The organism is uncultured Thiodictyon sp. (assembly GCA_903837595.1).
In the GTDB taxonomy this organism is placed as follows: domain Bacteria; phylum Pseudomonadota; class Gammaproteobacteria; order Chromatiales; family Chromatiaceae; genus Thiodictyon.
The window spans coordinates 20,170-33,791 of record CAILVI010000240.1 but is presented as its reverse complement, the minus strand read 5'-3'; the positions used below and the strand labels follow the sequence as shown (position 1 = coordinate 33,791).

Genomic DNA, 13,622 nt, shown 5'->3' with positions numbered 1-13,622 from the left:
GGTGAAGAACGGCAATTGCCCGAGCGGGGTGACGGCGGCCTGCGGGTCCCACTGAACGTGGACCCTGCCACCAAACGTGTCCACGGCAACCGGGCCGGCGAACGCCACTAACGCGGTCGTTTCGGTTTCACCCGTAGGGTGAAGGATAAGATCGTTCATACGCACCTCCTTGCGCAAATATTTCATCAGGTTAGCTCACGAAGGGCAAGGTCCAACTGCTCTTTCTAGGATCATCGCCCTGACCGCCAACACCATGGCCGGTGACCGCGAGCAATGCCTGGCGGCGGGGATGAACGGCTTCCTGGCCAAGCCGGTGGACTTCGGCGAGCTGTATGCGACCTTGGCGCACGGGGTGCCGCCGCGGGGCGCGGCGGACGTCCCGGAAACCCCCGCCCTGCGTGCGCCGGCGGCGCCTCTTGGCCCGTCGCTACCGGAACTGCCGGTAATCGACATCGCCATCGGGCTCGCGCACACCGGCGGGGCGCCGGCCTTTTTCGCTTCGCTGCTGACACAGTTCCGCGATAGCGGTGCTGACGGCTTCCGGGAGCGGTTTCGTGAGGCTCAAGCAACCGGTGACTGGGCCAACGCGATGCGCTTGGCCCATAACCTCAAGGGGACTGCGAGGACCTTGGGGGCGGCGGCGCTGGGGGAACTCGCGGCCGCCGTGGAGGAGGCCACCCGGCATGGCCAGCCGGAGCCGAGCGGGGAGCGGTTCGCGGCCTTGGCGGAGGAGCTCGAGCGGGTGCTGACGGGGCTTGCCCGGCTGGACGCCACGGCGCCGCCGCCCCCCAAACCCGGAAATGGCTGGCGGGACACACTCTTTCGCGACTTGGCCCGGCTGCTGGAAGACCACGACACGGCGGCGGTCGAGCGCGTGGCGGGACTTGAGCGGGCCCTGGCCGGCACCGAGCACGCGGCCGCCGCCAATGAGGTCGGGCGCGCCATCGCCTGTTACGACTTCGTGCGGGCATACGCGGGGCTGCGCCGCCTGGCCCGCGCGCTCGCGCTTGCCGGCGACTGGAGTGATCTGTGATCAGGTTCAGACCGCCATTTGATCCGGCAGCAGACGCAGAAACTCCTTCCTGACCACCTCATAGCATTCGCACACCCGCGCCTCCAGGCCCGGGCGGTCGATGACCGTGATGCGGCCCCGCGCATACTTGATCAACCCGGCGTCCTGCAAATGGCCGGCGGCCTCGGTCACGCCCTCGCGGCGCACGCCCAGCATGTTGGCGATCAGTTCCTGGGTCATGCTGAGCTCATTCGCCGGCAAGCGGTCGAGACTAAGTAGCAGCCAGCGGCAGAGTTGTTGATCCACCGAGTGGTGTCGATTGCATACCGCGGTCTGTGCCATTTGGGTCAACAGGGCCGAGGTATAGCGCAGCAACAGGTGCTGTAAGGCCCCGGAACGGTTGACTTCTTCCTTGAATGAGTACCCTTTCAGGCGATAGGCATGGCCTGCGCTCTGCACCACGGCCCGGTTCGGCATGGTCTCGCCGCCCAGGAACAGGGCGATACCCACGATGCCCTCGTTGCCGACCACCGCGATCTCCGCGGAGGCCCCGTTTTCCATGACATACAATAGGGAAACTATTGCGTCGGTAGGGAAATAGACGTGCTTCAGTTGGCCGCCAGACTCATACAGCGCCTGCGCCAGCGGCAGCGGGACCAATTCCAGATGGGGCGCCAACCGCTCGAAGACGATCTCGGGCAGGACGGCAAGGAGCTTGTTCTCACGGGGATTCGGGGCGCTGGCGAGCATGTCGTTGCATAAACTCCTTAATATCTTTGTGGGATAGCCGGGGCTCTAATTTCAACGCCATACGAGCAATTTGTCAAGTGAGCGGTGTCACTCGCCGCGTCCTGCTATGTGCGCAGGCGCACAGACCGATTATCCGCTGATGGGCTACAGCCTGATGACCGATGGGCATTCTATGTGCGATGGCGTACAGACTGAATCACGCCCGGCAGCGTATCTTTACGACCATCGCTAAAGCGCTGTTGTTCGGTATGCTCGCACTGGTACTCCCCCACCGCGCATCCTAGCGACTCCCAATCCAAAAGGCAACCTACCGGAGTCAAGCAAATGCCATTAATTTCATTGATTATCACGCTCGTGATCGTGGGCGTCGGGCTGTGGCTGATCAACAACTACATCCCGATGGATGGAAAGATCAAGACGATCCTGAATGTGGTTGTGGTGATCGTCGTTATCATGTGGCTCCTGTCCGTCTTCGGGCTCTTGGGTTCATTGGCGCCGTTGCGGGTCCGTTAGCGGTTTTATAAGTAGCAACCCGGGGAGCAAATTAAATGAACACGACGAAACTGGTGGCGGTCGCGCTGATCATTGCCGGCGGTCTGGGCTTGGCCTATGGCAGCTTCAGTTATACCAAAGAGACCCAGCAAGCCCAGTTCGGCCCGATCGAATTGACGGTCAAGGACCGGCAGACGGTTAACATCCCGGTGTGGGCCGGTGTGGTGGTATTGGCCGCGGGCATCCTCCTGCTGCTGTTGCCAAAGAATAGCTAGTCTCCGCCGCAGTGGGGACCCAAATGCTTTCCCTGCGTCCGCAGGGAGAGTGGAGAATGCCATGAATGACCTAAGCTTCCCAACACTTACCGCCCCGAGTCGGCCGGGGTTGGCCGGGCATATCACCCGGGTTGCCACTTACTACAATCCCCGCACCTGGAAGGAGAAGGGGTGGTGGTGGACCAGTGGTCTGTTCCTGATTACCTATCTGGTGATTGTCGTCATCCTGGGCATTTACTGGTCGCGCTCACCTGGTACCTTCGACGTGCATGAAAAGGCCTTGGCGCTGGCCGGATACGACAAGACCATGCTGGTTCCGGGTACCGCCACCGTGGCGGCCGCGATCGGTATCGGTGAGGTCATACTTGATAAGCCGGGTGGCTATCTGACCAACGACATCACCCCGCCGGGTGTCTATCTGGATAACATCCCCAACTGGGAGTTCGGTGCCCTGACGGCCTGGCGTGACCTGAATAACTCTCTGCGTAACGACTTCAGCCGCGCCCAGTCGCAGTCGGTCGAGGACCCGGACCTGCAGGTCGCACAACCTCAGGCCAACTACAATTCGGACTCATGGATCTTCCCATCCACCGAGTCGGAGTATGGCAAGGCGGTAACGGCGTTGCGCCACTATTTCACCAGACTGACCGACAAGAAGGCGCAGGACGGCCAATTCTTCGCGCGGGCGGACAACTTGACCGCCTATCTGGAGGTGGTTGAAAAGCGCCTCGGCAGTCTTGCGCAACGGTTGTCGTTTGCCGTGGGCCAAGCGAAGCTCAATACCGACTTGGCCGGCGATCCCAATGCCCGTCAATCAACCCCGGTCGCCAGTCTGTCTCAGACCAAGACGTCCTGGTTCAGGATCGATGATGTGTTCTTTGAGGCCCGCGGTTATACCTGGGGATTGCTGCATTCCTTGCAGGCGATGGAGATCGATTTCCAGCCTGTGCTCAAGGACAAGAATGCCCTGGTGTCACTGCAGCAGATCGTGCGCGAGTTGCAGAATACCCAGAATACCCTCTGGAGTCCGCTGATACTCAATGGCACCGGGTTTGGGCCCATGGCCAATCACTCGCTGGTGATGGCCTCCTATATCTCGCGGGTGAATGCGGCGGTGACTGACTTGCGCAGCCTCCTGAAGACTGGCTGAGGTCGTCGCTGCGGCCGCCGGCCGCGGAGCGCACCGCGCGCCTGACGCCTGTGTGACACCGGCGCAGCAGGGTCAAGAGAGTTACGACGATCAAGGCCGCCGCAGTTGCGATCGGTACCCTGCCGCGCGCTCGGGCGGCTGGTCGTCTGGCCCATGGAGCAACATCAATCGCAGGAGCAGGGCAGATGAATGCATTCCAGGCCGGTGCGATGGCCGCGATCATGGCGGGTGGTTTGGGTATGCCTGCCGGCAGTCTTACTCTGTCCGACGACACCAGGAACGTCGCTTCAGCGTTGGTCGATCGGTGTCCGGGCCTCTGTCGTGCCAGCCGCCTGCCGCCCAAGGTCAGCAAGACCCCGCGATCTGCCCCACTTCGGTGCGCCAGCGAACAGACTGACCCGAGGGTAAATTGTAGAGTACATTCTACCTGATACAGGGTTCGCTCATTCACGGAGCCAGGACCCGAACTCCGGCACTGCGCCGGTTTTTTCCTAACCACGATGAGGATCAGCCGAAATGTCGACCAAAGATGAATACGTTGCCAGCATGAAACGTCAGCTCGATGTCTGGAGTGCCGAGATCGACGCATTGGAAGCAAAGGCGCATGAGGTCCGTGAGGACGCCAAGGAAAAGTATGCGGAGCAGCTCAGTGCGTTGCGCGTCAAGCGCGATGAAGGCGAAAAGAAGCTGGAGGAAATGAAGGCGGCCAGCGAATCCGCCTGGGAGCAAGTCAAGGTGGAGGCCGACAAGGCGTGGGCGGCATTGAAGGACTCGGTGCAGACGTTTCAGTCGCATTACAAGGCTTAAGGGCCGCCCCGCTGCCGGCGAGGTCGTCCATTAAGTGAGCGCCAACCACCGAGCCGGGCCGAGTATGGGCGCCGCCCGAAACGTTTTCGGCGATCACAGCAGGCAAGTTTTCCGGCGCCCTAAACGTTCGGGCCGGGGTCACAGACCCCGGCCCGCGCCGTTGCGAGAGCTTAACTTAATGGCATTGGGTCCGCACGCATCGTGGTGATGGGGTCAGGGTGCGGATCGATCGCCTGGTGAGTGATTTTTGATTTTATGGATATTCGCGAAACATTGCTCCAGATAAGGATGAGGCTGCTTGGCAACGGTCTGACCAAGACCTATGTCGGGGACGAGCAGCCGTTACGTGATGAATTATTCAGCGCCGTGCAGATGGAACAGCACGGCAAGGCACTTGCCGAGTCGCATGTATTGACGCCGCGCCACGGACCTGACCAATTGCTGGTGCGACTCAACGCCAATGAGGCGACCCTGGTCGACGTCTGCGCGCTGCTCATCCAGGCGGTGGCCAAGAACCGTCGTATCGCCCCCGCGGGGGAGTGGCTGCTGGATAATTTCTATCTCATCGAAGAGCAGATCCGTACTGCCAAGCGGCATCTGCCCAAGGGCTACAGCCGCGAACTGCCGCGCCTGCGTAGCGGTCCATCCGCCGGGTTGCCGCGGGTCTATGACATCGCGCTCGAGATCATCGCGCACGGCGACGGTCGGGTCGATCCGGAAACGCTCAGTCGCTTTGTCGCCGCCTATCAGGGCGTCATCTCCTTGCGGTTGGGCGAGCTGTGGGCCATTCCCATCATGCTGCGCCTCGCCTTGATCGAGAATCTCAGGCGGGTGGCGGCCCGTATTGCGGGCAGCCGTACCGGTCATAATCTGGCGGACGCCTGGGCCGATGAGATGGTGGCGATGGCCGCGCGCGATCCGAAGAATGTGATCCTGGTGATCGCCGATATGGCGCGCTCGCAGCCCCCGCTGTCGAGCGCCTTTGTGGCCGAATTCGCGCGTCGCCTGCAAGGCCAGAGTCCCGCCCTGGCTTTGCCACTAACCTGGATCGAGCAGAACCTCGCCGATGCGGGGCTCACGACCGAAGAGCTGGTGCAGGCGGAAAACCAGCAACAGGCGGCGGATCAGATCTCCATCAGCAACAGCATTGGCAGTCTCCGCTTCCTGGGCGCGATGGATTGGCGCGAGTTCGTGGAGACCATGAGTGTGGTTGAGTGCACCTTGCGCCGCGATCCGGGTGGCGTCTACGGGCGGATGGATTTCGCGACCCGAGATCGTTACCGGCATGTGGTGGAGCGCATCGCCAAGGGTTGTGACGGCACGGAGGAGTGGGTTGCACGTCACGCGCTCGACCTGGCCGTGGAGGGGGCCGCGCGGTCGGATGACGCCGAGCGCGCCGGACATGTCGGCTATTACCTGATCGATCGCGGCCTGGTGCTGCTGGAGCGGCGGGCCAAGGCGCGTGTAGGGGTCGTGGATGCCCTGCAGCGGCGGGGGCGTCGGATCCCGCTGTTTCTGTATCTCGGTGCCATCAGCCTGCTGTCGGCGCTCTTCGCCGCGAGCCTGCTGGCCCCGGCACGGGCCGCCGATTGGCCGCTGCGGCTGCTGATCCCACTCACAATGCTGGCGCTATTGGGCAGCAGTCAGCTGGCCGTGGCACTGGTGAACTGGCTGGCGACCCTGCTGGCAACGCCCTATCTGCTGCCGCGCATGGAACTCAGTACCGGCATTCCGCCGGAGTCGCGCACCTTGGTGGTGACGCCGACCATGCTCAGCAGCGTCGCGAACATCGAGTCCCTGGTCGAGGCGCTGGAGGTGCGGTGCCTCGCCAATCAGGATGACCACCTGCACTTCGGCCTGTTGACTGATCTGCGTGATGCCCAGAGCGAGACCTTACCGGGCGATGCGGCCCTGGTGCAGTTGGCCGGGGAGCGGATCGAGGCGCTGAACGTGCGCTATCCGCGCCCGCGGGGCGACACCTTCTTCCTATTCCACCGCCCGCGGGTGTGGAACCCGCAGGAGCGGGTGTGGATGGGCTATGAGCGCAAACGCGGCAAGCTGGCTGCCCTGAACGCCCTGCTGCGCGGCGCCCCGACCCCGGCCGGGAATGACTTCGCGCTGATCGTCGGTGATCTGACGTCGCTCTCGGACGTGCGCTATGTCATCACCCTGGACACCGACACCCAACTGCCACGGGACAGTGCGCGCGCGCTGGTCGGCGCCATGGCCCATCCGCTCAACCGCCCGCGCTACGACGCAGGGCGCGCGCTGGTCGGTGACGGCTACGCCATCCTGCAGCCGCGCGTTGCCGTGAGCCTGCCGGGTGCCAACCGCTCGCGCTATGCGCGGCTGTGCGGGAGTGACGCCGGCCTCGACCCCTATACGCACGCCGTCTCCGACCTCTATCAGGATTGGTTTCAGGAAGGCTCCTTCATCGGCAAGGGCATCTACGACGTCACGGCCTTCGAGCGGGCGCTCGCCGGGCGCTTCCCGGAAAACCGCATCCTGAGCCACGACCTGCTGGAAGGGTGCTATGCCCGCTCCGGACTGCTCTCTGATGTGCAGTTGTACGAGGATTCGCCGGCCGGCTACAGCGCGGACGTGAGCCGTCGCTACCGCTGGATCCGCGGGGATTGGCAGGTCGCCGGGTGGCTGTGGCCGCGCGTTCCGGCCGCCGACGGCGGGTGGTGCCACAACGCCCTCTCGGCACTGTCACGCTGGAAACTGGCCGACAATCTGCGGCGTAGTCTCGTGCCCGCGGCCCTGACCCTGCTGTATGTGCTGGGTTGGGTGCTGCTGTCCGCACCCGGCTACTGGACCTTGGCGGTGCTTGGCATCTCGCTGGTCCCGTCGCTGCTGACCGCGCTCCTGAACGGGCTCCAGAAGCCGGGCGATGTGCGCTGGGGCCAGCACCTCGGCGCTGCGCTCTACGCGGCGCTGCGGCAGTTGGCCCAGGCGGGCTTTGCGATCGCCTGCCTGCCGTATGAGGCCTGGTTCAGTCTGGATGCCGTGCTGCGCACCCGCTGGCGGATGTGGGTCAGCCACCGCGGGCTGCTGGAATGGACGGCGTCGGGCGAGCTGAATACGCGCTCGCCGGGGGTCGTCGGCTGCGTCCGACAGATGGTGTTCGCCCCCATGTTCGCGCTGCTCGTTGCACTCGGGCTCGCCGCGGGCAACCCGGCCGCGCTGTGGGTGGCGGCACCGATCCTGCTCATGTGGTTCGCCTCACCGGTGATCGCTTGGTGGCTGAGCCGCCCGCTGACGCGGCACGTGGCACGCTTGAGTGCGGCCCAGACGCGCTTTCTGCGCACGCTCGCCCGCCGGACGTGGGACTTCTTCGAGACCTTCGTGGGCCCCGCAGACCATTGGCTGCCGCCCGACAATTACCAGGAGCACCCGGTGGCCATGGTCGCGCATCGTACCTCACCGACCAATATGGGACTGTCCTTGCTCGCGAACCTGGCCGCTTATGACTTTGGCTACCTGCCGGTCGGCGCCCTGATCGAGCGCACGACTGACGCGCTACGCACGATGGCCGGTCTGGAGCGCTACCGCGGTCACTTCTTCAACTGGTACGACACCGAGTCACTACTGCCACTCCCACCGGTCTACATCTCATCGGTGGATAGCGGTAACCTCGCCGGTCATCTGCTGACCTTACAGCCGGGCCTGCTGGCACTGGTCGATGACCCCATCTTCCGGGCGCGTACGCTCGCGGGGCTCAGCGACAGCTTCCATAGCCTGGTGGACGCGAGCAACGGCGTCTTGCCTGTTGCGCTGACGCGGTTTGCCCAGACGCTGCAGGCCCAGTCCCTCGCGCCCCCCAATACGCTGCCGGCGGTCCGGCAGTGCCTCGAGCAGCTGGCGGCGGACGCCGAGAGCGGGCTCATTGAACTGGCCGCCGGTGCCGGCGACGAGGCGCACCGCTGGGCCCGCGCCCTGGCACGGGAGTGCCGCGCGGCGCTGGATGAATTGCTGTTCCTCGTCCCGTGGCTCGGGGACCCGACGGCGCCTGGCGATCTGCCCCAATTGACCGCGATCCCGACGTTACGCCAGTTGGCGGCCATTGAGGCACAGTGGGTGTCGACCCGAGCACCGGAGGACCCCGGCCAAGCGGCCGGGGCGCCGGCATTGCAGCCGCTCATTGCGCTCGCTGGCGGACGTGCCCGCGGGCGGATCAGGGCGCTGGAACTCCTGGCGCTGCAGGCCGGCGAACTCGCCCAAATGGATTGCGACTTTCTCTACGACGAGGCGCAGCACCTGCTCGCGATCGGTTACCACGTCGCCGAGCGGCGGCGCGATACGAGTTGCTACGACCTGCTGGCCTCGGAGGCGCGCCTGGGTCAGTTCGTGGCGATTGCGCAGGACCAGCTGCCCCAGGAGTCCTGGTTTGCCCTGGGGCGCCTGCTGACCAAGGCGGCCGGTGAGTCGACGCTCTTGTCCTGGAGCGGCTCGATGTTCGAGTATCTCATGCCGCTGCTGGTGATGCCGACCTACGACAACACCCTGCTCGACCAAACCTATCGGGCGGCGGTGGCGGGGCAAATCGCCTATGGCCGGGCCCGCGGGGTGCCCTGGGGGGTTTCTGAATCCGGCTATAACACGGTCGATACCCAGTTCAACTATCAGTACCGCGCCTTCGGTGTGCCCGGCCTGGGGCTCAAGCGTGGGCTGGCCGACGACCTGGTCATTGCACCCTATGCCTGCGCGCTTGCGCTGATGGTCGCGCCCGAGGCCGCGTGCGCGAATCTACAGCGGCTCGCCGCTGCGGGCTTTGCGGGGCGCTTCGGCTTCTACGAGGCCATCGACTACACGCCTGCCCGACTGCCCCGCGGGCAGACGAGCGCCGTGGTGCGTTCTTTCATGGCCCATCATCAGGGCATGAGTCTGCTCGCACTCGCCTATCTGCTGTTGGACCGTCCAATGCAGCGGCGCTTTGAGTCGGTGCCCCAGTTCCAGGCCACCGCCCTGTTGCTCCAGGAGCGTATTCCCAAGACCCAGGCATTCTATTCCCACGCGAACGAGGGGGTCAGCGACTTCCGCCCGACTGGCAGCAACCATGAGGCTGCACTGCGCGTCTTTAGCAGCCCCAACACCCGCCAACCGCAGGTGCAATTGCTCTCCAACGGGCGCTACCACGTGATGGTGACCAACGCGGGTGGCGGCTACAGCCGTTGGAAGGACCTGGCAGTCACCCGTTGGCGCGAGGACAGTACCCGCGATGCCTGGGGTACCTTCTGTTATCTGCGTGACCAGGCGAGCGGTGCGTTCTGGTCGACCACCTATCAGCCAACCCTCACGGTGCCTGAGCGCTACGAGGCGATCTTCTCGGAGGGCCGTGCCGAGTTTCGCCGCCGCGACCATGAGATCGAGTCCTATACCGAGATCGTCGTCTCGCCGGAGGACGATATCGAACTGCGTCGGGTGCGCATCACCAACCGTGCCCGCACCCGGCGGGTCATCGAGATCACCAGTTACACCGAGGTGGTGCTCGCCCCGCCCGCGGCGGATGCCCTGCACCCGGCCTTCAGCAACCTGTTTGTGCAGACGCAGTGCCTGAACCCGCAACCGGCGCTCCTGTGCACCCGCCGGCCACGCTCACAGGCCGAGTCCTCGCCCTGGATGTTCCACTTGATGGTGGCACGCGGGGCCGATTGCGGGACCCTGACCTTTGAGACGGATCGGCTCCAGTTCATCGGTCGTGGCCGCACCGTCGCCGCGCCTGCGGCCCTGGGTGCGGGCGGTGTGCTCACGGGCAGTGTCGGCTCCGTGTTGGACCCGATCGTTGCCATCCGCTACGAGCTCACCCTCGATCCCGATCAGACGGCCACCCTCGATCTGGTCACTGGTGTCGCCGATACCCGGGAGGCCGCGGTGGGTCTGGTCGCGAAATACCAGGACCAGCGGCTGGCCGATCGCTGCTTCGATCTGGCCTGGACCCATAGTCAGGTGGTGCTGCGCCAGCTCAATGCCAGTGCCGCCGACGCGCAACTCTACGGTCAGTTGGCCGGTGCCATTCTCTATAGCAATGCCGTGCTGCGCGCCGAGGCGAGCGTGCTGATCAAGAACCACCGCGGACAATCCGGACTCTGGAGCCACGCCGTCTCCGGCGACGTCCCGCTGGTATTGGTACAGATTACTGACCCGGTCAATATCGAACTCATCCATCAGCTGGTCCAGGCCCATGCCTATTGGCGCCTGAAGGGATTGACCGTGGACCTGGTGATCTGGAATGAGGATCACGCCGGCTACCGGCAACAGCTCCAGGATCAGATCATGGGGCTGATCGCCGCCGGGGTCGAGGCCCACGTCCTGGATCGACCGGGCGGCATCTTTATCCGGCCGGCGGATCAGATCTCCAGCGAGGACCGCATCCTGTTCCAAACGGTGGCGCGCGCCATCCTGAGCGACAGCCGCGGAACGCTGGCCGAGCAACTCGGCCGCCGTGAGCCCATCGAACGGCAGCCCCCGCGCCTGCGGCCGATCCAGGCGCGTCGACCGTCGGTCTGGCCTGAGGATGGCACGGATGGGGCGGCAAGGAGCAGTGCGCAGGGGCGCGGCCTGCTGTTCGACAACGGCCTGGGCGGTTTCACCCGGGACGGCGGCGAATACGTGATCACCGTTGGCCCGACCCAGGCGACCCCGGCGCCCTGGGTGAATATATTGGCGAATCCGCTCTTCGGTAGCGTCATCTCCGAGAGCGGCGCAGCCTATACCTGGAGTGAGAATGCACACGAATTCCGCCTCACCCCCTGGCACAATGACCCGGTGAGCGATGCGAGCGGCGAGGCCTTCTATCTGCGCGATGAGGAGACCGGCCGCTTCTGGTCGCCCACGCCGCTGCCCTGTCGCGGCGCTACCCCCTATGTCATCCGCCATGGCTTCGGCTACAGCGTCTTTGAGCATACCGAGGAGGGGATCCAGTCAGAGTTGTGGGTCTATGTCGCACTCGACTTACCGCTCAAGTTTTCGGTCCTGAAGTTGCGCAACCTGTCGGGGCGGTCGCGCCGGCTATCCGCGACCGGCTATGTGGAGTGGGTCTTGGGTGATCTGCGCCCGAAGACAACCCCCTATGTCATCACCGAGATCGATCCGAGCAGCGGTGCGCTGTTTGCACGCAATCCCTATAACACTGAGTTTGGACGCCGCCTCGCCTTTTTCGACGTGGACGACGCGACCCGTACCCTGACCGGCGACCGGACCGAATTCATCGGACGCAATGGCTCATTGAGTCGGCCGGCCGCCTTGCTGCGCACCGGGTTGTCCGGCCGGGTGGGGGCCGCACTGGATGCCTGCGCCGCACTACAGGTGGGGTTTGAACTGGCCGCCGGCGAGGGGCGCGAACTGGTCTTCCGGCTCGGCATGGCCGGGCGGCATGATGCGGATGACCCGAGCAATACCGAAAATTGCTGCCGGGGGGGCGCTGGCGCACGCGACGCGCTCGCCGCCGTGCGCCAGTATTGGCAGCACACGTTGGGCGCGGTGAGGGTCGAGACCCCTGATCCGGCGCTCGATCTACTGGCCAACGGCTGGCTCATCTACCAGACCCTGGCCTGCCGACTGTGGGCGCGCAGTGGTTTCTATCAGTCGGGGGGCGCCTTTGGGTTCCGCGATCAATTGCAGGACGTGATGGCTCTCATGTACGCGGAGCCCCGGCTCGCGCGCGAACAATTGCTGCGATGTGCCGGCCGGCAGTTCCATGAGGGCGATGTTCAGCACTGGTGGCATCCGCCAACCGGGCGCGGTGTGCGCACGCACTGCTCGGACGACTATTTGTGGTTACCCCTGGTGACCTGCCGCTATGTGCAGGGCAGCGCAGACGTCGCTGTGCTCGATGAGCCGGTGGGGTTCCTGGAGGGCCGTCTGGTCAGCGGGGAAGACGACTCCTATTACGATCTTCCCGGCCACTCCGAGGATACGCAAACGCTCTACCAGCACTGTGTACGAGCGATCATGCATGGCCTGCGGTTTGGCGCCCATGGCCTGCCCTTGATGGGCTCCGGGGATTGGAATGACGGCATGAACCTAGTGGGCATGAAGGGTCAGGGCGAGAGTGTGTGGTTGGGCTTCTTCCTCTATGAGGTGCTGGAGCGCTTCAGCGTGGTGGCGGGTCTTAAGGGTGACCTGGCCTTGGTCGCGCGGTGCCGGGAGGAGGCCGAGCAGTTGCGCCGCAACCTGGATCAGCACGGTTGGGATGGCGGCTGGTATCGGCGTGCCTATTTCGATAACGGCGTCCCGCTGGGGTCGGCGATCAATCCCGAATGCCAGATCGATTCGATCGCGCAGAGCTGGTCGGTCCTCTCCGGGGCGGGGGCGCCGGAGCGTGCGCGTCTGGGGATGGCGGCGTTGGATGCGCGCCTGGTGCGCCGCGACCTGGGGTTGATCCAACTCCTGGACCCACCGTTCGACACCTCCAAGTTGGACCCGGGTTATATCAAGGGCTATGTCCCCGGTGTGCGTGAGAATGGCGGTCAATATACCCATGCCGCCATCTGGGCGGCGATGGCCTTCGCGCGATTGGGCGATCAGGCGCGCACCTGGGAGCTGTTCTCCATGATCAACCCGGTCAATCACGGGAGCTCTTCGGGGCAGATCGCGACCTACAAGGTCGAGCCCTATGTGGTGGCGGCCGATGTCTATGCGGTGGCGCCGCATCGCGGGCGTGGCGGCTGGACCTGGTACACCGGTTCGGCGGGCTGGATGTATCGGCTGATATTGGAGTCTATCCTGGGGCTGCGCCTGGATGGCGATACCTTGCGGTTCGTGCCTTGCCTGCCCGCACACTGGGAGGGATTCACGGTTCACTACCGCTATCGCGAGACCACTTATCACATTGCCGTGACCCACGGCGCCGATGGGGTGGGTAAGTCGCAGGTCACGGTAGACGGTGTTGCACGTGACGACGCCATGCTTCCACTGAGCGACGATCGCCGCGAACACATGGTCGAGGTGCGGGCGGCCGCTGGCCACGGCCAGGATGACGGGCGCGCGCCGACCGCGACGGCACCCGACATTGCCGACGACGGTCAGAACTGAGGTGACAGGAGAACCATGATGGGCAGCATAAGAGCTGACTGGATGACTAAGAAGGGATGTCTCTTATCGTATAGTCCACTGGCGGAAGCTGTGGAATTCC

7 protein-coding genes are annotated in these 13,622 nt (G+C 64.5%); 6 read left to right on the top strand and 1 reads right to left on the bottom strand.

Going from position 1 to position 13,622, the window contains the following annotated elements; genetic code table 11:
- The first annotated feature begins 253 nt into the window (after positions 1-253).
- Positions 254-1,033 (top strand): Hpt domain-containing protein, encoded by a 780-nt coding sequence (locus tag QZY44_RS12920; RefSeq protein ID WP_295446824.1) that lies wholly within the window; start codon positions 254-256, stop codon positions 1,031-1,033.
- A 6-nt stretch (positions 1,034-1,039) separates the two neighbouring features.
- Here QZY44_RS12920 and QZY44_RS12915 read toward each other — a convergent pair whose 3' ends face one another.
- Positions 1,040-1,762, bottom strand: a complete 723-nt coding sequence (locus tag QZY44_RS12915; protein WP_295446822.1) for a Crp/Fnr family transcriptional regulator — start codon at positions 1,760-1,762, stop codon at positions 1,040-1,042.
- 324 nt (positions 1,763-2,086) lie between these two features.
- On the opposite strand from QZY44_RS12915, the gene QZY44_RS12910 reads away from it, so the two are divergent.
- From QZY44_RS12910 to QZY44_RS12890, 5 genes are all read left to right on the top strand, one after another.
- The gene (locus QZY44_RS12910) at positions 2,087-2,275 is read left to right on the top strand and encodes a Thivi_2564 family membrane protein (RefSeq protein ID WP_295446820.1); all 189 of its coding nucleotides are present in this window, start codon (positions 2,087-2,089) and stop codon (positions 2,273-2,275) included.
- 35 nt (positions 2,276-2,310) lie between these two features.
- Entirely contained in the window at positions 2,311-2,529 is a 219-nt protein-coding gene (locus QZY44_RS12905) for a hypothetical protein (protein ID WP_295446818.1), read from the top strand.
- A 61-nt stretch (positions 2,530-2,590) separates the two neighbouring features.
- A complete protein-coding gene (locus tag QZY44_RS12900; RefSeq protein ID WP_295446816.1) occupies positions 2,591-3,679 on the top strand; it encodes a DUF2333 family protein in 1,089 nt (362 codons plus the stop codon).
- A 516-nt stretch (positions 3,680-4,195) separates the two neighbouring features.
- Positions 4,196-4,486 (top strand): hypothetical protein, encoded by a 291-nt coding sequence (locus QZY44_RS12895; protein ID WP_295446815.1) that lies wholly within the window; start codon positions 4,196-4,198, stop codon positions 4,484-4,486.
- A 288-nt stretch (positions 4,487-4,774) separates the two neighbouring features.
- Positions 4,775-13,522, top strand: a complete 8,748-nt coding sequence (locus tag QZY44_RS12890) for a glycoside hydrolase family 94 protein (protein ID WP_295446814.1) — start codon at positions 4,775-4,777, stop codon at positions 13,520-13,522.
- Positions 13,523-13,622 lie beyond the last annotated feature (100 nt).